The organism is Azonexus sp. (assembly GCF_041909095.1).
GTDB lineage: Bacteria > Pseudomonadota > Gammaproteobacteria > Burkholderiales > Rhodocyclaceae > Azonexus.
On sequence record NZ_JAYREB010000013.1, the window covers coordinates 28,385 to 49,819 of the forward strand.

At 65.9% G+C, this 21,435-nt stretch carries 19 protein-coding genes; 14 read left to right on the forward strand and 5 right to left on the reverse strand.

Annotated elements, in window-relative coordinates:
* Nucleotides 1-144 precede the first annotated feature (144 nt).
* From ACE3OV_RS17370 to ACE3OV_RS17415, 10 genes are read left to right on the forward strand one after another with little or no spacing between them, the layout of a single operon-like run.
* Complete coding sequence (locus tag ACE3OV_RS17370; RefSeq protein ID WP_374328754.1) at nt 145-1,719, forward strand: type II secretion system protein GspD; 1,575 nt, start codon at nt 145-147, stop codon at nt 1,717-1,719.
* Entirely contained in the window at nt 1,716-2,156 is a 441-nt protein-coding gene (locus tag ACE3OV_RS17375; protein ID WP_374328755.1) for a tetratricopeptide repeat protein, read from the forward strand. The genes ACE3OV_RS17370 and ACE3OV_RS17375 overlap by 4 nt, the downstream gene beginning before the upstream one ends.
* Nucleotides 2,153-3,772: a GspE/PulE family protein gene (locus ACE3OV_RS17380; protein WP_374328756.1), complete on the forward strand. Its 1,620-nt coding sequence runs from the start codon at nt 2,153-2,155 to the stop codon at nt 3,770-3,772. The genes ACE3OV_RS17375 and ACE3OV_RS17380 overlap by 4 nt, the downstream gene beginning before the upstream one ends.
* Complete coding sequence (locus ACE3OV_RS17385; RefSeq protein ID WP_374328757.1) at nt 3,769-4,965, forward strand: type II secretion system F family protein; 1,197 nt, start codon at nt 3,769-3,771, stop codon at nt 4,963-4,965. Before ACE3OV_RS17380 ends, ACE3OV_RS17385 begins: the two co-directional genes overlap by 4 nt.
* Entirely contained in the window at nt 4,962-6,299 is a 1,338-nt protein-coding gene (locus tag ACE3OV_RS17390; RefSeq protein WP_374328758.1) for a hypothetical protein, read from the forward strand. Before ACE3OV_RS17385 ends, ACE3OV_RS17390 begins: the two co-directional genes overlap by 4 nt.
* Nucleotides 6,296-6,799: a hypothetical protein gene (locus ACE3OV_RS17395; RefSeq protein WP_374328759.1), complete on the forward strand. Its 504-nt coding sequence runs from the start codon at nt 6,296-6,298 to the stop codon at nt 6,797-6,799. The genes ACE3OV_RS17390 and ACE3OV_RS17395 overlap by 4 nt, the downstream gene beginning before the upstream one ends.
* Nucleotides 6,796-7,107, forward strand: a complete 312-nt coding sequence (locus tag ACE3OV_RS17400) for a hypothetical protein (RefSeq protein ID WP_374328760.1) — start codon at nt 6,796-6,798, stop codon at nt 7,105-7,107. Before ACE3OV_RS17395 ends, ACE3OV_RS17400 begins: the two co-directional genes overlap by 4 nt.
* Nucleotides 7,104-9,008: a hypothetical protein gene (locus ACE3OV_RS17405; RefSeq protein ID WP_374328761.1), complete on the forward strand. Its 1,905-nt coding sequence runs from the start codon at nt 7,104-7,106 to the stop codon at nt 9,006-9,008. The genes ACE3OV_RS17400 and ACE3OV_RS17405 overlap by 4 nt, the downstream gene beginning before the upstream one ends.
* Nucleotides 8,989-9,678, forward strand: coding sequence for a type II secretion system protein (locus tag ACE3OV_RS17410; RefSeq protein WP_374328762.1), 690 nt, complete (start codon nt 8,989-8,991; stop codon nt 9,676-9,678). Before ACE3OV_RS17405 ends, ACE3OV_RS17410 begins: the two co-directional genes overlap by 20 nt.
* 28 nt (nt 9,679-9,706) lie before the next feature.
* Nucleotides 9,707-10,339 (forward strand): type II secretion system protein, encoded by a 633-nt coding sequence (locus ACE3OV_RS17415; protein WP_374328764.1) that lies wholly within the window; start codon nt 9,707-9,709, stop codon nt 10,337-10,339.
* 24 nt (nt 10,340-10,363) lie between these two features.
* On the opposite strand, the gene ACE3OV_RS17420 is transcribed toward ACE3OV_RS17415, so the two are convergent.
* Entirely contained in the window at nt 10,364-12,148 is a 1,785-nt protein-coding gene (locus tag ACE3OV_RS17420; RefSeq protein ID WP_374328765.1) for a GGDEF domain-containing protein, read from the reverse strand.
* A gap of 176 nt (nt 12,149-12,324) precedes the next feature.
* Here ACE3OV_RS17420 and ACE3OV_RS17425 point away from each other — a divergent pair, with 176 nt between their 5' ends.
* Entirely contained in the window at nt 12,325-12,462 is a 138-nt protein-coding gene (locus ACE3OV_RS17425) for a hypothetical protein (protein WP_374328766.1), read from the forward strand.
* Nucleotides 12,463-12,507: 45 nt separating this feature from the next.
* Here the strand turns inward: ACE3OV_RS17425 and ACE3OV_RS17430 are convergent, their stop codons facing one another.
* The 4 genes from ACE3OV_RS17430 to ACE3OV_RS17445 are packed head-to-tail and all read right to left on the reverse strand — an operon-like array spanning nt 12,508 to nt 16,370.
* Nucleotides 12,508-12,780: an oxidative damage protection protein gene (locus ACE3OV_RS17430; protein WP_374328767.1), complete on the reverse strand. Its 273-nt coding sequence runs from the start codon at nt 12,778-12,780 to the stop codon at nt 12,508-12,510.
* Nucleotides 12,781-12,810: 30 nt separating this feature from the next.
* Nucleotides 12,811-14,130, reverse strand: coding sequence for an amino-acid N-acetyltransferase (gene argA, locus ACE3OV_RS17435; protein ID WP_374328768.1), 1,320 nt, complete (start codon nt 14,128-14,130; stop codon nt 12,811-12,813).
* Nucleotides 14,127-15,629, reverse strand: coding sequence for a polyphosphate:AMP phosphotransferase (gene pap, locus ACE3OV_RS17440; RefSeq protein ID WP_374328769.1), 1,503 nt, complete (start codon nt 15,627-15,629; stop codon nt 14,127-14,129). The genes argA and pap overlap by 4 nt, the downstream gene beginning before the upstream one ends.
* 3 nt (nt 15,630-15,632) lie before the next feature.
* Complete coding sequence (locus ACE3OV_RS17445; RefSeq protein WP_374328770.1) at nt 15,633-16,370, reverse strand: 16S rRNA (uracil(1498)-N(3))-methyltransferase; 738 nt, start codon at nt 16,368-16,370, stop codon at nt 15,633-15,635.
* 128 nt (nt 16,371-16,498) lie between these two features.
* Between ACE3OV_RS17445 and ACE3OV_RS17450 the strand changes: the two genes are divergently transcribed.
* From ACE3OV_RS17450 to ACE3OV_RS17460, 3 genes are all read left to right on the forward strand, one after another.
* Nucleotides 16,499-19,000 (forward strand): EAL domain-containing protein, encoded by a 2,502-nt coding sequence (locus ACE3OV_RS17450; RefSeq protein ID WP_374328771.1) that lies wholly within the window; start codon nt 16,499-16,501, stop codon nt 18,998-19,000.
* A gap of 32 nt (nt 19,001-19,032) precedes the next feature.
* Complete coding sequence (locus tag ACE3OV_RS17455) at nt 19,033-20,046, forward strand: class 1 fructose-bisphosphatase (protein ID WP_374328772.1); 1,014 nt, start codon at nt 19,033-19,035, stop codon at nt 20,044-20,046.
* A gap of 144 nt (nt 20,047-20,190) precedes the next feature.
* Complete coding sequence (locus tag ACE3OV_RS17460; RefSeq protein ID WP_374328773.1) at nt 20,191-21,330, forward strand: TRAP transporter substrate-binding protein; 1,140 nt, start codon at nt 20,191-20,193, stop codon at nt 21,328-21,330.
* Nucleotides 21,331-21,435 lie beyond the last annotated feature (105 nt).

Genomic DNA, 21,435 nt, shown 5'->3' on the forward strand with positions numbered 1-21,435 from the left:
CGCCCGCTTCCCCGCTATAGATGGCGCGCATTCTAGCAGAACTCGCTATCGTCATTTCCCTGAAACACGAACCGGCACGGAAAAACATGATGACAAATGAGTAAATTGCATCTAGCATAAACGCATCACCCCATCCGGAATGCCATGTTCAAACTCATGTCGCTCCTGTTTGCCACGTTTCCACTGCTCACCGCCTGCAGTGCCCCCGTTCCCCGGCAAGCGCTGGCCGGACACCTGCATGCGCGCCCCGCCCCCGGCAGCGAGGACATACCCGCCATCGTCGAGCAGATGAGCCCGCTACCGACAAGCAGCCCGGCCACCCCCCGCCCCGCCGATTACAGCGTCAGCGTCGATCGCATCCCGGTCCGCGACCTGTTGTTTGCGCTGGCCCGCGACGCCCGCATCGACATCGACATCGCTCCGGAAATCGAAGGCAAGGTCACCCTCAACGCATTGCACCAGCCGCTGGAGGTGATCCTTGAACGGATCGCCCGACAGATCCCGCTGAACTTCGAATTTTCCGGGGACAGCCTGCTGATCGTGCCGGACAAGCCCTATCTTGCGCATTACCCGGTCGATTACGTGAACCTTGAGCGCAGCGTCACGACCTCCGTCGCCAACAACATGCAGATTGGCGCTTCGACCGGCAGCACCAATGCCGGCAACCTCTCGGCAACACGAATCGAAAACGTCAGCCGCCATCATTTCTGGGAGAACCTGAAAGCCGGCCTCGAACAATTGCTTGAATCAAACCCGGCGGGCGGCGGCAAGGCGGCCAACCCGCAGCGCCTGATCATCAACGGCGAAGGCGGACTGGTCTCGGCCATCGCCACCCGCCGCCAGCACCGGCAGATCCGCAGTTTCATCGATCAGTTGAGCAATGCCGTCCGCCGCCAGGTGCTGATCGAAGCGACGATCGTCGAGGTCGCATTGAGCGAGGGACATGAACAAGGGATTGACTGGAGTTCACTGATCAGCGGCGGCATTTTCGAACTGGCCGGCAACCCCTTGAAGACTGGCATCAACCTGCGCTACGACCGCAACGCCAACCCGAAGGCACTGATCAGCCTGCTCGACCGATTCGGCGACAGCCGGGTTCTCTCCAGCCCTCGCCTTTCGGTCCTCAACAACCAGACCGCGCTGCTCAAGGTCGTCGAAAACTACGTCTATTTCACCGTCAAGGCGGACACCACGACCACCGCCAACGTTGGCACCAGCGTCACCTACACGACCACGCCGCAAACGGTATCGGTTGGCCTGGTGATGGGCGTCACGCCGCAGGTTGCGGCCGACGATTCGGTGATCCTCAACATCAGGCCGACCATCACCAGCGTCGGCCGGGAAATCCCCGATCCCAACCCCGACCTGCGACGTAACGGCATCGAGAATCTGGTACCGGTGATCCGGACCCGCGAAATCGAATCGGTGATGCGCGTTGCCAACGGCCAGATCGCCGTCCTTGGCGGACTGATGGAAGACGGCATCGACCACCGCAACCAGCGCATACCGCTGCTGGGCGAAATCCCCGGCGCCGGAGAAGTCTTCACCAACCGCGACAACCGGGCACACAAAACGGAGCTGGTCATCTTCCTGCGTCCGACGGTCATCCGCGAAGCCAGCCTGAGCGGTGATTACTCCGGCTCAGCCGACGCCCTGCCGACCCAGGGTTTCTTTCCGCCGCCCCGCCCGACAGCGCCAGCACCGCTGACAATCCAGTGAACTCCCGTCTGCTTCCCCTGCTCGCCCTGTTCGCGCTGCATGACGCCGCAGCTGGCGATGCGCTCCACCAGGGCTTCATCGAACACGGCAAGCGCCAACTGGCGCTGCTGCCCCTGAACGAACGCGAAAGCCACCTGCGTTCGATGATCGCCGAGCTCCCCGGCGACGCCGCCCTGCACTTCCGGCTCGGCAACCTGCTGGCCGCCCAGCGGCGCTGGCCGGAAGCCCGTTTCGCCTACGCCCAGGCCAACCGGCTCGCCCCCGGACACCCGGACATCCATCACAACCTGGCGATCGCCCTCGACCATCTCGAACAATACGGCGAGGCCAGCCAGCATTACCGCGCCGCGCTCGCAGGCGCTGCTCACGGCGAGTACCGCTTTGCGCTACCGCCGCTGCAACAGCGCCTGCACAAACTGGAGGCCGCACGACCATGACACGCCAGCCGATCGGCAAACACCTGCTCAAGGCCGGCCTCATCAATGACGACCAGCTGCGCATCGCCCTCCTTGAGCAAAGGAAAAGCGGCTGTCGCCTGGGCAAGCAGCTGGCCGCACTGGGATTTGCCGCCGAGGGCGAAATCCACGATCTGCTGGCAATCCAGCTTGGCGTCGAGCGTTACGATCCCGGGCGGCATCCGGTCAGCCACGAAGCCATACAACTCGTCCCTCCGGAAACCGCCAGACGGCAACGCCTGTTGCCGATCGCCGTCGAGCCGGAACACAAGCGCTGGCGCCTGGCACTGGCCTCGCCGCAAGACCCCGGCACGCTCGACAGCGTCCGCCGCCACACGCCGCCCGGTCTGGCGGCGGACATCCTGCTTGCCAGCGAAGGCGAAATCGAAAGCGCCATCGATCAGCATTACGGCCACGCGCTGGCCATCGAACACATCCTCGGCGAATTCGAAGGCAGCGACCGGATCGCCTCGCTGCACGGCGACTCGCCGGCGGTGCGGCTGGTCGATGCACTGCTGGCCGACGCCGTCCGCCGGCATGCGTCGGATCTCCATTTCGCGCCGGAAAAAGCCTGCCTGCGCATCCGCTACCGTATCGACGGCATCCTGCAGACGATCCGCATCCTGCACAAATCGACCTGGCCGCCACTGGCCAGCCGGCTGAAGATTCTTGCCGGAATGAACATCGCCGAGAGCCGGGCGCCGCAGGATGGGCACTTTTGCCGGCCGCTCGGCGGTCGGGAAATCGACTTCCGGGTGGCCAGCCAGCCGACCATCGACGGCGAAAACATCGTCCTGCGCATCCTCGACCGGCAAAAAGGCATCGTCCCGCTCGAATCGCTCGGCATCGGCGAGACGCAACGACAGCAGATCGAAATCATGCTGGCCCGCCCGGAAGGTCTGCTCCTGGTCACCGGCCCGACCGGCAGTGGCAAGACGACCACCCTCTATTCGCTGATCAAGCGTCTCAACCACGATGGCGTCAATATCATGACGCTTGAGGACCCGGTCGAATACCCGCTCCCGCTGCTACGCCAGACCTCGCTCTCCGACAACGTCAAGCTCGACTTTGCCGGGGGCGTCCGCTCCATGCTGCGCCAGGATCCGGACATCGTCCTGATCGGCGAAATCCGCGACGCCGAAACCGCCGCCATGGCGCTGCGCGCCAGCCTGACCGGCCACCGGGTTTTCGCCACCCTGCATGCCGGCAGTGCGATCTCCGCGCTTTCCCGACTGCGCGAACTGGGCATCGACCCCCGCCAGTTGCATGGCAATCTCTCCGGCATCGTCGCCCAGCGCCTGCTACGCCGCAGCTGCCCAGACTGCCGGCGGGCGACGCCGGCTGCCGCCCGCCAGGAAAACTGTCCGCGTTGCAACGGCAGCGGCTACAGCGGCCGCCTCGCCCTGCTGGAAATACTGCGCATCGACGCCGGGCTCGACCTGCTGCTCGCCGACGCCGCCAGTCCGGCGCAACTGCTCGCCGAGGCCCGGCAGCGGGGCTTCTCCAGTCTCGCCGAAAACGGATTGCAACTGGTCCAGGCTGGCATCACGACGCGCGAGGAAGTGGCGCGCGTCGTAGACCTGAGCGAATATCGATGAGCCGCACTTATCGCTTCCTGGCGCTCGACGCCCGGCAGCAGCTGGTGAATGGACAGATGAACGCCAGCGACCCGGGCGAACTGGCGCAGCTGCTGCGCCAGCATGACCTCGACCTGCTCCAGGCCCGGCGCCTGTCGCTCTTCGGACAACGCAAGCTGGCGCGCCGCGAGCTGATCGATTTCTGCTTTCATCTCGAACAACTGTTGAGCGCGGGCATCCCCCTGCTCGACGCGCTCGACGACCTGGCTGACGGCGGTTCAAGCAAAGCCTTGCGCCCGATCTACCGCGGTATTGCCGACGAATTACGCAGTGGCAAGGCCTTCTCCGCCGCCCTGCCGGCGGCAATCACCCGCTGCGACGCAGCCTTCGCCGGCATGATCCGCGCTGGCGAACTCAGCGGCCGGCTCAGCGAAACCCTCAGCCGCCTCGGCCACAGCCTGCGCCAGGCCGAAGCCCTGGCCAGCGCCAGCCGCAAGCTCCTCACTTACCCGCTGCTTGCCGGCACGCTCGTCCTCGGCGCCGCCCTCTTCCTGATGTTCTTCCTGGTCCCGCAAATCCGCGCCTTCCTCGGCAGTGCCGTCACCGACCTTCCCTGGCATAGCCGCCTGCTCTTCGCCCTATCGACGCTGCTACAGGAATACTGGCCGATCCTGCTTGGCGCCCCCGCCCTCCTTGCCCTCGCCGGTGCCGTCGCAATCCGTCAGCGCCCCGCCTGGCACGACGCCTGGCACCGCCTGCTGCTGCGTCTCCCCGTCGTCGGCGAAATCCAGCGCAAGCTACTGGTCGCCCGTCTTGCCGACCTGCTGGCCATGCTCTACGCCAGTGGCATTCCACTGCTCGAAGCACTTGCCCTGCTCCCCGGCACGATCGGCAATCGCGCCGCCGCCCGGGCAGTAACCCAAATCCATCGCCAGGTCGAACAAGGCGCCGCACTATCCGCCGCCTTTGCCCGGCAAACGATCTTTCCGGCGCTGCTGACCCGGATGCTCGCCACCGGCGAACGCACCGGCCGGCTCGACACCTCGCTGAACAATCTCGCCGGCATCTACGAACAGGAAGCGCACGCCATGATCGACGCCCTGCAGGCACTGCTCGAACCGGCCATGACGCTGAGCATCGGCATCCTCCTCGGCTGGATGATGCTGGCCACCCTGCAGCCGATCTACGACATCGTCGAGCAGGTGGCGCGGTGAAACCCGTGCTCCGCCTCCTGCTCGGCGAAGGCGCGCTTGCCGCCTGGATCGTCCAGGGCGGGCAATTGCGGCAGCTCGGGTTGTTTCCCGAAACCGCTGCCGGAACAGCCGATTTTGCCCGCTTCCTGTCCCGCCAGGCGGCATCCGGCCATCTCCTGCTGCTCGACCACGGCGAACCGCAACTGCTTGCCGAAAGCCTGCCAGCCACCGGCTTCCTGACCCAGCGCCGGATACTCGACCTGCGCCTCGAGCGCCTTCACCCAGATACCCGCTGGCGGTGCAGCTATCCCTTGCCGGGCTCCGCCGGCGCCGGCCGTCGCTTCGCCTTCCTGGCGTTAGCGGAAAGCCCGGGCCTGCAAGGCTGGCTGAACTGTCTCGCTGACGCGTCGATCAGGCTACGCGGCATCCACTGCCCCCCGCTCCTGCTGGCGGCATTCATTGCCCGCCGCCACCGCCTGCCGGCCCGCCTGCTGGTGATCAGCCAGCACGACCGGGGGGCGCAGCTCTGTCTGCTGCAGCATGGCCGCCCGGCAGCACTCGCGCCGGCAATGCCGAGCGAGCAAATCCCGGCAGCGATCGCTGGCTGCCAGCGTTTCAATCCGCCGCCCGGTGCCGGAGAATACACGCCAGACCCGCTCTGCCTGCTCGGCAGCGCCGACTGGCAAGCGCACCTGACGCTGCCGGAACCGGCACTCCGGATCATCACCGGGCACAGCAACAGCAGTCTCGACCTGCTGGCGCTGCCAGCCTGGCGCTGGCCCCGCCTCCGCTTCCCGAAACCGCCACTGCCGCACCAGAGCCAGCGAACAATCGCCCGCGGCTTGTGGCTGGCCGGCGCCGCCGCCAGCCTCGGCGGCCTGAGCCTCGCCCTGGCCTCACAATCCCGCCAGGAGGCAGTGAACGCCGCAATCGAGCGCAGCCATGGCCAGCTGCGCGCCCTCGAACGGGAAATGCGGAAAATGGAAGCCAGTGCCGTCCGACTCGGCACGACAGCGGCGCAACTGCCACAACTGGCAGCCGACCGCCCTGGCCTCGCCGCCCGCAGCGCCGCGTTCGCCGAACGCCTGCAGCAATTGAGCAGGGCACTCGACGCCACGCCAGACGTCGAACTCGACGCAGTGCACTGGACGACACCGGACAACAACACGGCAACAGCAGACAGCTGGCAGATACAAGTCAGTGCTCACTTGTCACCAACCGCGACGGATATGCAGCCACCAGCACTGCAGCAACTCGGTGAGCAACTGCGCCGCCACACCGACATCCGGGCGGAAATCAGCAGCAGCCCCGGCAACCCTGCCCTTTCGCTGAACCTGACGGCAGCCCGGCAATGAGGCACTGGCTCGGCATCCTCCTCTCCCACCGCTTGCCCTTGCTCTTCTGCGGCTGCGCCCTGCTGGCCGGCGGCGCGATCCAGTTCTACGCGACACAACGGCTGCACGCCAGCCAAGCCGAACTTGCCGCGCTACAGCAGCAGGCCAGCCGCATGCAGCAGCGCCTGGATGCATTGCGCCGCGCCAGCAGCGCCCTCGACGGACTGCTGGTCGCCGCCCCAGAGACCGACCAAGTGCTGGCCGGTATCGCCGCCCCCCATGGCCTGCGCCTCGCGCTCGAAGGCGAACAGGAAACGCCATCCGGACACTGGCGCGAGCGCAGATTCCGCCTGCAGGGGCCGTTGCTGCACGAAGAAATCCTGCTCGACATCCTCGATCGCTGGCGCCGCCAATCAGCATTCCAGCACCAGCTTCGTCACTGCAAGCTGCAGCGGCAGACGGCAGAACTGTTGGCCGACTGCCGGCTGGCTCTGCTGCTGCCAACCTCCCCAGGGCAATGAAACAGCTGCTCTGTTTCCTCCTGCCGGGCCTTGCCCTGAGCGCCGCAGCCGAACCGCTGGGGCGCCTGTTCTTCACGCCCGAGCAGCGCCGCCAGCTGGAGCAGCCGGCCAGCACAGCTGCGCCGAGCGCAGCGCGACGCCTCGACGGCACGCTCACCGCCAGCACCGGACTGCGCCTGCGCTGGGTGGACGGCCAACTCGAACCGGGGCAGAGCGATGGCCAGGCGGTCGGCGACAGCTGGCAGCAGCCCTTGCTGCCACCGGGCAGTCTGAGTATTGGCGGCAGCCGCGCCGGAGACGGCAAATGATCCGCCAATCCGGCTTCGCGCTGTTCGCCCCCCTGCTGCTGGGGGCCTTTGGCGCGGCCGGCTGGTTGCTGAATCAAACCCCAACGCGGCTGAGCGACGCGCCCCGCCAGGCCCGCGCCCTCGCCACTGCCCGTGAGGCCCTGATTGCCCGCGCCGCGAACGACGCCAATCGCCCCGGCAGCCTTCCCTGCCCCGACCAGAGCATGGACAGCGCCGGCTGGGCCAACCATCCCGGCGACGGCAGGGCCGACATGCTGGTCGGCAATCACTGCCCCAGCTACCTCGGGCGCCTGCCCTGGATCACGCTGGATCTACCACAACCGCGCGACCGCGCGCTGGAAACCCTGTGGTACGTCGCCGCCCCCGGCCTGCGCGACGACAACAGCGCCGAACCGGTCACTCCCGCCACCCCGACCGGGCTGAGTCACGCCGGACACGCTGAAGTTGCCGCCCTGCTGATCGCCCCGGGCACGCCGCTGGCGCAACAACAGCGGCCGTCGTCCCGGCCGGACGACTATCTCGAAGGCTGGCTGGACAACGGCCCGGCGCGGACTTACTGGAACAACGCCGCGGCGGGCAACGACCAGATCCTCATCATTTACCGCGACGAACTGATGGCGGCGGCCATGACCCGCGTTGCCCAGATGCTCCGGCATTGCCTGCAAAGCCATGGCGCCAGCAGCGGCCGTTTCCCCTGGCCGGCCCCGCTCGCTGCAGCGACGGCGGAAGGCCGGCAGGAAACGCGCTTCGGGCGCATCCCGCAGAGCCAGCCGGAAGACAGTGCGGCAAGACGCCTGACTGAACTCAGGGAACGCCACCGGGACGCCATCGCTGCACTCGCCGCCGCCGGCAGCACGGCAGAGCGCCAGACAGCACTGACCCGGCTGGCGGCAAGCAACACCTGGATCGCCAACCGGCTGCACAGCCACCGCCAGGTCGCCGCCAGCCTCGGCGAGCGGAGTCAGGCGACGGCAGAAGCGCTGAGCGAACTCGCCGAAAAGATCAACCGCGTGCTGAGCAGCGGCAAGCTCCCCGCCAGCGACGGCGCGGCAATCCGCCGGGCCGCCACCACCACCCAGCCACTGCTGGCCGCCCTCGCTGAAACCCTTCCCCGCTATGGGCTCGACGCTCTCGCCTGGGATGCCCTGAGCACAGGCAAACCGCTTCCCAGCGAAGGCTTGCCCCTTGTCCTGAGCACTACGATGGCGGCCCTGCAGCAGCGCAGTAGCGAATTCGCCAGCCTCGACAGCGCTCAGCCCCGCCCGCCCGTCGAACAACTGCTGACCGCCGCCGCAGCCATCCTGTCGCCCGTAGCCGCCAACCTCGACCTCGCCCGCCTGATTGCGGCCCATGGACGGGCCCTGGACGAGGAAGCCGGCGCCATCGCCCCCCAGTTGAGCCAGCAAAGCATCGCCGCAGCCGCCAGAGTGCTGGCTGGCCTTCGCCCGCAGCCCGGCACGAAACAACAGCAACTCGCCGCGCAGGCGCTGACCAGCGCCATCGCTGATGCCCGACAACTGGCAAGTGCCCTCGACGCCATCACCAGCCTGAACGGGGCCCAGGCAGCCAGCGCCTGGCCGATGGTCTGGGCAGCCGACGCCTGCGCATTTCTGACTGACGAGAGCGGCTGGTGGCAACGCAATGCCTGGCACGACACGCTGTTCTACCAGGTCAGCGATCCGCTCAACCCGCAGGCCCGGAATCTGAGCATCGACGGCAAGACGGGGCGGGCGCTCGCGGTGATTGCCGCCGGCCGTCCGCTGCAGGGACAAAACCGACCCAGCACCCGGGTCGAGGATTACCTCGAAGGGGCCAATGCCGCGGCCAGCCGCAATGGCGAAGCGCTGGCGCCTTCACCCGCCTTTTCGACAGGCCAGGGCAATGACCGGATCGCCTACTGAACGGCCGACCGAGCACGGATTCTCGCTGCTCGAACTGAGCATCGTCCTGATCGTCTTCGCACTGCTGGCCAGCGGCATGGTTGGCTCGCTCAGCGGCCAGCGTCGCCTCGCCGACGAGCGAAAGGCGCAGCAGCAACTGGAGCAGGCGCTCGAGGCCCTGTACGGTTTCGCCATCATCCACGGTCGCCTGCCCTGCCCTGCCACAGCCACTCTCGCCAGCAGCGAGGCCGCTGCAGGCCAGGAGAGCTGCCCGCTCGAACACGGTGTCCTGCCCTGGCGGACGCTCGGCCTCGCCGAGCTCGACCCCTGGGGACAGCGCCTGAGCTATTTCGCCGACCGCCTGTTCAGCACCGAGCCAGCAAGCGGCGCCCGCGCCGCCTTCACCCTGAGCGACCCGGGCAGCGCCAACATCCACAGCAGCCACGGCAGCAGCGCCACAGTGGCCACTGCCCTGCCGGCGGTCATCGTCAGCCACGGCGCCAACGGCCACCTCGGCTTTCGCCAAGACGGCAGGCAGGTCGCCGGCGGCTCGCCCGACGAAACGGAAAACGCCAACAACGACAGCAAATTCGTCGACCACCCACCGGACGCCGACTACGACGACCTGGTGCGCTGGCTACCCCCGGCCATCCTGGCCACGCGGATGCTCAGCGCCGGCCGCCTGCCCTGATTTCCCAACCACCACCAAGGAGACAAGCATGAAAACCTCGCAGAAAGGCTTCACCCTGATCGAAATCGCCATCGTCCTCGTCATCATCGGCCTCCTGCTCGGTGGCGTCATGAAGGGACAGGAACTGATCACGCAGAGCAAGATCCGCAGCATCGAAAAGGAGTTCGACGGCGTCACCGTCGCCGTCCTCAACTACCGCGACCGTTACAAGGCGCTACCCGGCGACGACTCGCAAACCGAGGCGCGCTGGGTCAACTCGGGAAAAGGCAACGGCAACGGCAAAATCGACGACGACTTCAACTCGACCACGGCAACCGACGAAAGCCGGCTGCTCTGGCAACACCTGCGCGCCGCCGGTTTAATCACCGCTCACAGAGAGCCCACGCAGCAACCGACCAACGCCGCCGGTGGCATCATCGGCGTCCAGACGGAAATCAGCAACGGCGGGAGCAAGCTGCTCGAAGGTACGGTCGTTTGCACCACCAACCTCGCAGCCTCGGTCGCCAACGCCATCGACGCCGCCCAGGACGAGGGCCTGCCGGACAAGGGCAGCGTGCGTGGTTTCCCGCAGACTTCCAGCAACACCCCGGACTATTCGAGCAATCTCACCGCCTACGTCGATGACGGCAAAACCCTCTACACCCTGTGCAAGCAGATCTAAGCCGACAGACCCGCCCGGCGGCCTTCAGTTGAGCTGATTCGCCGCCAGCTCGGCGGCGCCGCGCCGCTCGACGAAGACGTTGCCGCCGCCGGGCGTGCCCGGCTCGCGCCCCCGCTTCTTGGCCTGTTTCTTTGCCACCGAAGCGGCTGCTGCCACCTCGCGATGCGATTCGAAGCTGCCGGCCCTGATCCTTACCGCACCGACCGACAGGGTGGGCAGCGCATGAAAGACCATCTCGCCGCGCCGGTTCTCGGCCAGATAACCCTGTCGCCCCGGCTCGTCCGGACCGATCATCGCGTCAACACGTTCGGCAAAGCTGGCGACCATCTGCCAGCAACGCATTTCCCAGTCCGGGCTCTGGAAGACGACGAAGAAGTCGTCGCCGCCGATGTGGCCGACGAAATCCTGGCGCGCTTCGACCGCTTCGCCGATCAAGCGGCCGAGCATCTGGATCACGTCGTCGCCGCGGCGGTAGCCGAAGTTGTCGTTGAAGGGCTTGAAATTGTCGATATCGATGTAGGCAGCAACGAAGTCGATGCCGGCCAGCAGCATGCGGTCGATGTGCTCGTTGATCGGCACGTTGCCCGGCAACTGGGTCAGCGGATTGGCGTAGCGGGCGGCGCTGATCTGCATCTCGGTGATCTTCGCCATCAGATCCTGGCTGTTGCCGACGCCGAGATAGCGCCCCTCGCCGGTGACGATGAAGCCGTCGTACAGGTAATGCTTGGGCGCCAGCGCCAGCATCATCGCCAGTTCCTGGATGCTCGCCGCCTGGTCGACGATCAGCGGCGCGTGGTCCATGAACATCTCGCAACTCTTGCTACCGTAGAGTTCGCGCCGGAACGGCCGGGCGAAACGGTCGATCAGGCTATGCCGGTTGATCATGCCGACCGGGTGTACACCATTGACCACCGGCAGCACATAGAGCGCCGGATCGGCCTCGAAACGGGCAATCGCCTGATCGTTGGAGGCCCCGCAGGGCAGCGGCTCGATCACCCGCAGCAGGGTGCGCGCGCTCTGCGGACGAGTGGCGCCGGCCAGTGCCGGGGCCAGCGATATCTGCTGCCGATCGAGTGCCAGCACCACCGCCGGCGGCAGGTAGCGCGGCGGCTCGACCGCCGGCCGGGCGATGAAGTAACCCTGGCCGCAGGCGATGCCCATGTCGCGGATGCAGTCGAAATCCTCGCGCCGCTCGATGCCTTCGGCGACCAGCGAGGCATTGCAGATTTCCGCCAGGTCCTGCATCGCCCGCACGAAGTGGTACTTGATGCGGTCGTCGGCGATGCCATGCACGAAGTGCTTGTCGATCTTGACGAACTCCGGGCGCAACTCCGACCACATGCGCAGGTTGGCGAAGCCCTCGCCGAGGTCGTCGATCGCAATCTGGAAACCGCGCCCGCGATAGTGCTGCAGCGCCTCGTGGATGCCGGGCAGGTTGGTCACCCGCTGGTTTTCCGTCAGTTCGAGCACCAGACGGTTGGCCGGCAGGCCCAGTTCCTGGAGCAGCGACTGGGTCTGTCCGTTCATCAGTTGCGGGTCGAGCAGACAGCTTGGCGTGACGTTGAGGAACAGCCGACCGCCCAGCCCGAGTCCGGCAAAGCGGCGCAGGCTGGCTTCCCGGCAGGCACGCTCCAGTTCCAGCGCCAGGCCGGCCGCCTTGGCCGCGGCGAACAGGCGGTCCGGCAGGTGCAGCGCACTGTCGCGCGGGCCGCGGATCAGCGCTTCGTAGCCGAGGATCGCCCGCGCCCGTAAATCGACAATCGGCTGAAAAACGGGCAGCAGCAGGCCGTCTGTCAGGACTCGCCTCAATTCGGATATTTCGTCGTCGGTCACGGGCAGCATAAACGGGCTAGCGGGATAGTCGGGCCAGCCAGTCTAGGGAGCGCGTGTTGCAGTTCGGTGAAACGATGCGGCGTCGTTTCGCGTCATCCGCCTGTAATCAACGCTGGGCATCCTCGCCGCAACCCCACCGAGGAACGCGAACCATGAACCGCCCCGCCGACATCGCCAGTTTCCCCCCGCTGTTCGACGACCTGGAAGCCTTCTGCTCGGAGCAACTGAGCCGGGTTCGCTGGCTGGCCGGCATCGCCGCCGCCCTGGCGATCGCTTTCGTCCTGTTTTAGGAACAAAAAACCCCGCCGCAGCGGGGTTGCTCGTTGCATGCCGGCTCAGGCCGGTGGCGGCACATAGCCCTGGATTTGGTCGGCACCGTCGCCGAAGAAGTGCTTCTCGACCTGCTCGGACAGATACTTGCGATGCCGCGCGTCGACCAGGTTGAGACGGTTTTCGTTGATGATCATCGTCTGCAGCCGGATCCACTGCTGCCAGGCTTCCTTCGAGACGCTCTCGAAAATCCGCTTGCCCAGCTCGCCCGGGTAGGGCGGCATATCGAGGCCTTCGGCTTCGCGACCGAGTTTGATGCAATTGACCATCCTTGCCATGCGCTTCTCCTTGGGGATTGATGGAGCGGATTATAAAGGCTTGAACAGAACCTTCGAACGCCGTTGGTAGTTGTACATTTCCTTTTTCGCCGTCGGCAGATCGTCGACGGTGCCAAGCTTGAAACCGCGCTCGACGAACCAGTGCTCGGTGCGCGTGGTCAGAACGAACAGGCGCTTGATGCCGGCCTTCTTTGCCCGGCGCACGATGCGCTCCATCAGTTGCTCGCCGTAGCCCCATTCGCGGTGATCGGGATTGACCGCCAGGCAGGCCAGTTCGGCCTCGTCGTCGGAGTGCGGGTAAAGCGCCGCGCAGCCGACGATGATGCCGTCGTGCAGCATGATCGAGAAGCGCTCGATCTCGCGTTCGAGCAGTTCGCGCGGCCGATGCACCAAAATGCCTTCCTGCTCCATCGGCTCGATCAGCGCGATCAGCGCGGCGATGTCGTCGGGCTTGGCTTCGCGGATGTTTTCCAGCGATTCGCGGGTGACCACGGTGCCGACGCCATCATGGGTGAACAATTCGCGCAGCAGCGCGCCGTCCTGCTCGTAGCCGATCAGGTGCACCCGGCCGACACCGGCGCGGCTGGCGCGTACCGCGCACGGCAGGTAACGCATCATGTCGCTGGTCAGCCAGTCGGCATCGCGCAGCAGTTGCGAGGCTTCGTCGGCGGTCATCGCGTCGAGCAACTCGCCCGACTGGTCGGTAACGCCGCGGCTGTCGGTGAGATAGACCAGCTTGTCGGCCTTGATCGCATTGGCAACGGCCTCGGCAACTTCCTCCATCTGCAGGTTGAAGATTTCGCCGGTCGGCGACGGCCCTTCGCAGTTGAGCAGCAGGATGTTGCCGAGGCCGAGCTGGGCGTTGATCCCTTCGGCATCGACCTTGCGCACCTTGCCGGCGTAGTGCATGTCGATGCCGTCGAGCACACCGATCGGCTGGCCGGTGATGAAGTTGCCGCCGATCACGCGAATCCGGCTGTTGGCCATCGGCGTGTTGGGCAGGCCCTGCGAGAGTAGCGCCTCGATCTCGAGATAGACGCTGCCGACGGCATCGAGCACGCAGTCGAGCGCTGCCGCATCGGTGACCCGGTAGCCACGGTGATACTTCGACTCGATGTTCTTCTCGCGCAACTCCTCCTCGATCTGCGGCCGCGCCCCGTGCACCAGCACCAGGCGGATGCCCAGGCTGGCCAGCAGGTTCACGTCGTAGGCCAGGGTACGGATGAACTCGCTGGCGATTGCCTTGCCGCCGAAGGCGAGGACGAAGGTCTTGCCGCGGAAGGCATTGATATAGGGCGTGACGGCCCGGAACCAGGAGACGAAATTTTCGTCGTAGGCGGTGTCGCTCATCTTGTTTCGGATTTTCCTTCGCCCTTGAGGGCAGTTTCGAGGCGCTCGCAGACGGTCTTCAGGACCTTGACGCGGGCGAAGTTCTTGTCATTGGCTTCGACCAGCGTCCACGGTGTCAGTCCGGTCGAGGTGCGATCGACCATGTCACAAACTGCGGTGACGTAGGTGTCCCACTTTTCCCGGTTGCGCCAGTCCTCGTCGGTGATCTTGAAACGCTTGAATTCGGTGTCCTGGCGTTCCTTGAAACGGCGCAACTGCTCCTCGGCGGAAATCTGCAGCCAGAACTTGACGACGATCGTTCCCGAGGCCACTAGCTGGTGCTCGAAATCGTTGATCTCGGCGTAGGCGCGCAACCAGTCGGCCTCGCTGCAGAAACCCTCGACCCGCTCGACCAGGACACGCCCATACCAGGAACGGTCGAAGATGGTGGCCCGGCCGGTGCGCGGCAGATGGCGCCAGAAGCGCCAGAGGTAGGGCTGGGCGCGCTCTTCCTCGGTCGGCGCGGCAATCGGCACGATCTGGTACTGACGGGCATCCATCGCCGCGCCGACGCGGCGGATGCTGCCGCCCTTGCCGGCGGCATCCGCACCTTCGAAGACCAGCACCAGCGAATGCCGGCCGGTGAAACGCGGATCGCGTACCAGTTCGGAAAGGCGCGACTGGTACTTGGCGAGCTGGCTCTCGTAATCCTTCTTGCCCAGCTTCTGCGTCAGGTCGAGCGTGGTCAGCACATTCTTCTCATCGATCGGATGAACGATCGGCGGTGCCACCGGCACCTGCTGCAAGGGCTGCTGCAGGCGGCGGCGCATGGCGTCGAGAACAATGCGGCCAACGGTCAGCGAGCGGTAGGCGTCGTCGGTACCCTCGACGATGATCCACGGTGCCTTGGCGGTATTGGTGACGCGCAGCACGTGGCCGGCGACTTCCTGCAGCTTGTCGTAGGTCTTCAGGCGGTCATAACTGGCTGGCGTCACCCGCCAGGCGGTACGCGGGTCCTTTTCCAGCGCCTTCAGGCGTTTCTTCTGGGCGTCCTTGGACAGGTGAAACCAGAACTTGAGAACCAGCGCCCCCTCGTTGACCAGCATCGCCTCGAAACGGTTGATGTCGTCGAGCCGCTCGTCGAGTTCGGCACGGCGCATGGCGCCGGTGATGCGGTCGGTGATCGGCTGCGAATACCAGGAGCCGGCGAAGATGCCGACCTTGCCCTTGGCCGGCAGCGCGCGCCAGTAGCGCCACATGTAGGGGCGGGCCGCTTCCTCGTCGCTCGGCGCGGAAAACGCCAGCGTCGAGATGTGGCGCGGGTCCATCCACGAGTAGAGCAGGTTGATGGTTTCGCCCTTGCCGCTGCCGTCGACCCCGGAAATCAGGATGACGACAGGAAACTCCTTCCTCTGCAGCACGTCGTACTGGACATCAAGCAGTTCCGCACGCAGCTTCGGCACTTCCTTCTTGAAAACTTCCTTGTCGATCTTGTGACCGAGTTCCGCCGATTCGAACATCGCCTATCCCTCCCTGAAATCTCCCCAAAGGGCCTGCAGCGCGGCCAGCGCCGCCAGCCCTGCCGTTTCCGTGCGCAACACCCGTGGCCCCAGGCGCACTGCCTGGAAGCCTGCCTGGCGCGCGGCGATCACCTCCTGCGGATCGAGCCCCCCTTCGGCACCGATCAGCAACTGCACCTGCTGCGCCGGCACCAGATCGGCCAGCGTCATTTCGGCATCGGGCGCCAGCATCAGGCGCAGCACGCCGTCCGCCGGCCGCGCCAGCCACTGATCGAGGCGCTCGAGCGGCGCAACGATCGGCACCTGGTTGCGCCCGCACTGCTCGCAAGCCGAAGCGGCCACGCCCTGCCAGTGAGCGACGCGCCGGGCGGCGCGCTCGCCAGCCAGCTTCAGCACGCTGCGCCGGCTATCCACCGGGACGATGCCGCTGACGCCAAGCTCGACCGCCTTCTGGATCGTGAAATCCATCTTGTCGCCGGCCTGCAGCGCCTGCACCAAGGTCACCTGCAGCGGCGATTCGCGCTCGACCTCGGTCCACGACGCCAGCTCGGCCACCACCCGGTCGCGCTCGATGCGCTGGATATGGGCCAGATATTCGCCACCGCGACCGTCGAACAGGACCATCGGCGCCCCCGGCGGCAGGCGCAGGACGCGCACGGCATGGCGGGCCACCGGCTCGGGCAGATCGACGTGGGCGCCCGGCGACAGGGCCTCCCGGCAATAAAAACGGGGCAGATTCATCGGCGCTATTATGCGGTGAAACCTGTCGTCACAGGGAGCCTCATGGGCGCACGCCAACCGCCAGGCGGCGAATCGGGCCAAACGCTGGCGTGACGCAGGCAAGGCATGGAGTATCATCCGGCAATACTGTGAAGTTCCCCGCCCGCGCCTTGAACATCGACACGCCCCCCTCCTCCGCCGAAGACTCGCGGCTGCGCCTAGCCTACCTGCAGGCGGTCGTCTCCAGCCTGCCGCAAGGCATCAGCGTGTTCGACGAACATCTGCAGCTGCGCGTGTGGAACCGGGGGTTCATCGAACTGCTCGACCTGCCGCCGCCTCTTGTCAGGGAAGGCGCACACTTTTCGGACATCATCCGCATCCCGGCACAACGCGGCGAGTACGGCCCCGGCGACGCCGAGGAGCATGTCAAACGCATCACCGAGCAGGCCAGCCAGTTCAGCCCGCACCGCTTCGAACGGACTCGCCCGGACGGCCGCACCCGCCTGGTCGACAGCGAACCACTGCTGATCAACGGCAAGCTGGCCGGCTTCATCACCACCTACACCGACATCACCGAACGCAAGCAGGCCGAGGAGGAACTGCGTCACCAGCACGCCTTGCTGGAAACCGTCGTCGAAGCGATTCCCAGCGCCGTCACGATGTTCGACAAGAACCTCGACCTGCTGCTGCACAACCGCGAATTCCAGCGTCTGCTCGACCTGCCGGACAGCCTGTTCGCCGAACCGCCGGTGCCGATCGAACGCATCTACCGCTTCAATGCCGAACGCGGCGAATACGGCCCCGGCGAGCCGGAATCAATCGTCCGCGCGCTGATGGCGCGTGCCCGCCACCCGGTGCCGCATCATTTCGAGCGCACCCGGCCGAACGGCAGGACCATCGACGTGCGCGGCGTGCCGCTAGCCGACGGCAGCTTCGTCACCATCTACAGCGACGTCAGCGAACGGCTCGCCTCCGCCGAACGGGAAAAGCTGGCGCAGGTGGTCTTCGATCACACGCCGGCCGGCATCGCCGTCACCGACGAGGCGCACCGCCTGCTCTCGGTAAACCCGGCGGTTTCGGCAATGACCGGGCTGGCTCCGGCCGCCCTGCTCGAAACCAGCGTCTTTGACCTGATCCACGCCGACGACAGCTGGTCGCGCGAACAACTGCTCGCCAGCCTCGGCCTGCACGGCGCCTGGCGCGGCGAGGTGGCGGTGCGACGTGGCGAACAGGGCAGCTTCCCGGCCAGCCTGCGCATCAACCGGGTCGAGGAAAACACTGGCAACCTGCCCTGCCATTACATCTGGATCTTCGCCGACATCACCGAGCGCAAGGAAGCCGAGGCGCGCATGCGCCACATCGCCCAGCACGACTCGCTGACCGGCCTGCCCAACCGCCTGGCGCTGCTCATGCGCCTCGGCCAGTTGCTGCCGGAAGCGCGTCGCCATGGCTGGAAGGTCGGCATGATGTTCATCGACCTCGACCGCTTCAAGATCATCAACGACACCCTCGGCCATCAGGTCGGTGACGAAATGCTGCGCGAAGTCGCCTGCCGCCTCTCCGGCGTCGTCCGCGAGACTGATTTCGTTGCCCGTCTGGGCGGTGACGAATTCGTCGTCATCCTGCCCGGCATCAACTCGCCGGCCGACGCGGCACTGGTCGCCAGCAAGATCGTCAATGCGCTGGCCGCGCCAATCGAGGCCGAAGGCCACGAACTGCACACCAGCCCGTCGATCGGCATCAGCCTCTTCCCCGACGACGGGCCGGACGGCGACGCCATCCTGAAGAACGCCGACACCGCGATGTATCACGCCAAATCGGCCGGTCGCAACAACTACCAGTTCTTCGCCGCCGACATGAACCAGCAGGCGACCGAGCGCCTGGACATCGAACGCAAGCTGCGCCACGCCATCGGCCGCAACGAGCTGGCGCTGGTCTACCAGCCCCAGTTCAGCGCCAGCGGCCAGCCGACCGGCGTCGAGGCCCTGCTGCGCTGGCACCACCCGGTCGACGGACTGATTGCCCCCGACCGTTTCATCCCGATCGCCGAAGAAACCGGCATGATCGTCGAAATCGGCGACTGGGTCATGCTCACCGCCTGCCGCGACATGAAGCACTGGATCGACGGCGGTCTCGCCCCCCTGCGCGTCGCCGTCAACGTCTCGGCCCGTCAGTTGCGCCGCCGCGACTTCTGCGAAACGGTCGCCGGCGCGCTCGCCGAATCCGGCCTGCCGGCCGAACTGCTGGAACTGGAAATCACCGAAAGCTCGGTGATGGAAAACCCGCAGGAAGCCATCCACATCCTCGAACGCCTCGGCCGCATGGGCGTCAGCCTGGCGATCGACGATTTCGGCACCGGCTATTCCTCGCTCGCCTACCTCAAGCTGTTCCCGATCGACCACCTGAAGATCGACCGCTCCTTCGTCCGCGACATCGAGCACGACCTCAACGACCGGGCGATCGCCTTCGGCACCATCGCCCTGGCCCATTCGCTCGGTCTCAACGTGATCGCCGAAGGCGTCGAAACCGAAGACCAGCTCGAACTGCTGCGCAGCAACGGCTGCGACGAAGTGCAGGGCTACCTGTTCAGCAAACCGCTGTCGAGCGCCGCCGCCTTCGCCTTCCTGCACGCCAAGGATCGCCCGGCGTAAAATCCGCTTTTTTATTTTCTTCTGGAATTGCCATGGCCCAGCGCACCCTTTCCCGCTACCTGACCGAAGAGCACCGCAACAAGGGCCGCATCCCGGCCAATCTCAAGTTCCTGATCGAAGTCGTCGCCCGCGCCTGCCAGGCCATCTCGATCGCCATCGGCAAGGGCGGTCTTGGCGGCGTGCTCGGCGAAGCCGGCAGCGACAACGTGCAGGGCGAAGCACAGAAGAAGCTCGACGTGCTGTCCAACGAAATCCTGCTCGAAGCCAACGAATGGGGCGGCCACCTTGCCGCCATGGCCTCCGAGGAAATGGACCTGCCGCACCTGGTGCCGCACCGTTTCCCGAAGGGCGAATACCTGCTTACTTTTGACCCGCTCGACGGCTCGTCGAACATCGACGTCAACGTCTCGATCGGCACCATCTTCTCGGTCCTCAAGTGCCCGGAAGGCGCCGACCTGTCCACCCCGGAAGCCGCCCAGGCCGCCTTCCTGCAACCCGGCACCGCGCAGGTCGCCGCCGGCTACGCCGTCTATGGCCCGACGACGCTGCTGGTGCTGACCGTCGGCGACGGCGTCGCCGTGTTCACCCTCGACCGCGAGCAGGGGCAGTTCGTGCTGACCCAGGAAAACGTCCGCATCCCGGCAGACACCAGGGAATTCGCCATCAACATGTCGAATCGCCGCTTCTGGGAAGCGCCGGTGCAACGTTACGTCGAGGAAATGACTGCCGGCCGCGAAGGCCCGCTGGGCAAGGACTACAACATGCGCTGGGTGGCCTCGATGGTGGCCGACGTGCATCGCATCATGACGCGCGGCGGCATCTTCATGTATCCGATCGACGAAAAACTGCGCAGCAAGGGCGGCAAGCTGCGCCTGATGTATGAAGCCAACCCGATGGCCTTCCTCGTCGAGCAGGCCGGCGGCGCCGCCACCACCGGCCGCCAGCGCATCCTCGACATCGCCCCGGACGGCCTGCACCAGCGCGTGCCGGTGATCCTCGGTTCGCAGAACGAAGTCGACCGCGTCACCGCCTACCACGCCGAATGAAGCGACGGCCGTCTGGCGATTAGGGATTCTCCTAATTCGGCATTCCGGCAAATGGGCCGACCATGAGGACTATCGACCCCGAATAGATCGATAGTGCATCCATCCGCCCCGCTTCGGCGGGGCATCAAAACGAGGAGACCATTCATGGAAAGACGCAAATTTCTGACCACCGCTTCACTGGGCGCCGCTGCCGGCGCCGGCATGCTGCTCAGCGCTTGCGGCAAGAAGGAAGAAGCCGCCCCGCAGACCGCCGCCCCGGCCGCCCCCGCCGTCGTCACCGGCGGCGAGACGATCCGCTGGCGCCTCGCCTCCAGCTTCCCGAAAGCACTCGACACCATCTACGGTGCGGCCGAAACCTTCTCCGCCAAGGTCAAGGAACTGTCCGGTGGCAAGTTTGAAATTTCCGTCCACCCCGGCGGCGAACTGGTTCCCCCGTTCGGCGTTCTCGACGCCGTGCAGCAGGGCACCGTCGAATGCGCCCACACCGCCCCGTATTACTTCTTCGGCAAGGACGAGAGCTTCGCGATGGACTGCACCATCCCGTTCGGCCTCAACTCCCGCCAGACCACGGCCTGGATGTTCCAGGGCAACGGCCTCAAGCTGCTGCGCGAACTCTACGCCCAGTACAACATCGTCAATTTCCCGATGGGCAACACCGGCGCCCAGATGGGCGGCTGGTACCGCAAGGAGATCAAGTCGCTGGCCGACATCAACGGCCTGAAGATGCGCATCGGCGGCTTTGGTGGCCGCATCCTCGCCGGTATCGGCGGCGTGCCGCAGAACATCCCGGCCGGTGAAATCTACCAGTCGCTGGAAAAGGGCACGATCGACGCCACCGAATGGATCGGTCCCTACGACGACCAGAAGCTCGGCCTCAACAAGGTCGCCGGCTACTACGCCTACCCGGCCTGGTGGGAAGGCGGCCCGCAACTGACCCTGTACGTCAGCGACAAGGCCTACAACTCGCTGTCCGCCGAATACAAGGCGATCATCGAGTGCGCCTCAGCCTTTGCCCACGTCGACATGCAGGCCAAGTACGACGCCCGCAACCCGACCGCGCTGAAGGAACTGGTTGCCGGCGGCACCAAGCTGTTCCGCCTGCCGAAGGACGTCATGGACGCCGCCTTCAAGTTCTCGCAGGAACACTACGCCGAACTGTCGGCGAAGAACCCGAACTGGAAGAAGATCTACGCCGACTACGAAGTCTTCCGCCGCGAACAGCACCAGTGGTTCCGTTTCTCGGAAGCCGGCTTCGACAGCTACATGCAGTCGCAGAAACTCTGAGGCAATTCCCGCCCAGCAACCCGCAGCCAGTCTGCGGGTTTTTTATGGGCGCTCGCTGCGCGCAAAGAAAAACGCCCGGACAATCCGGGCGTTTTTCTTGTGTCG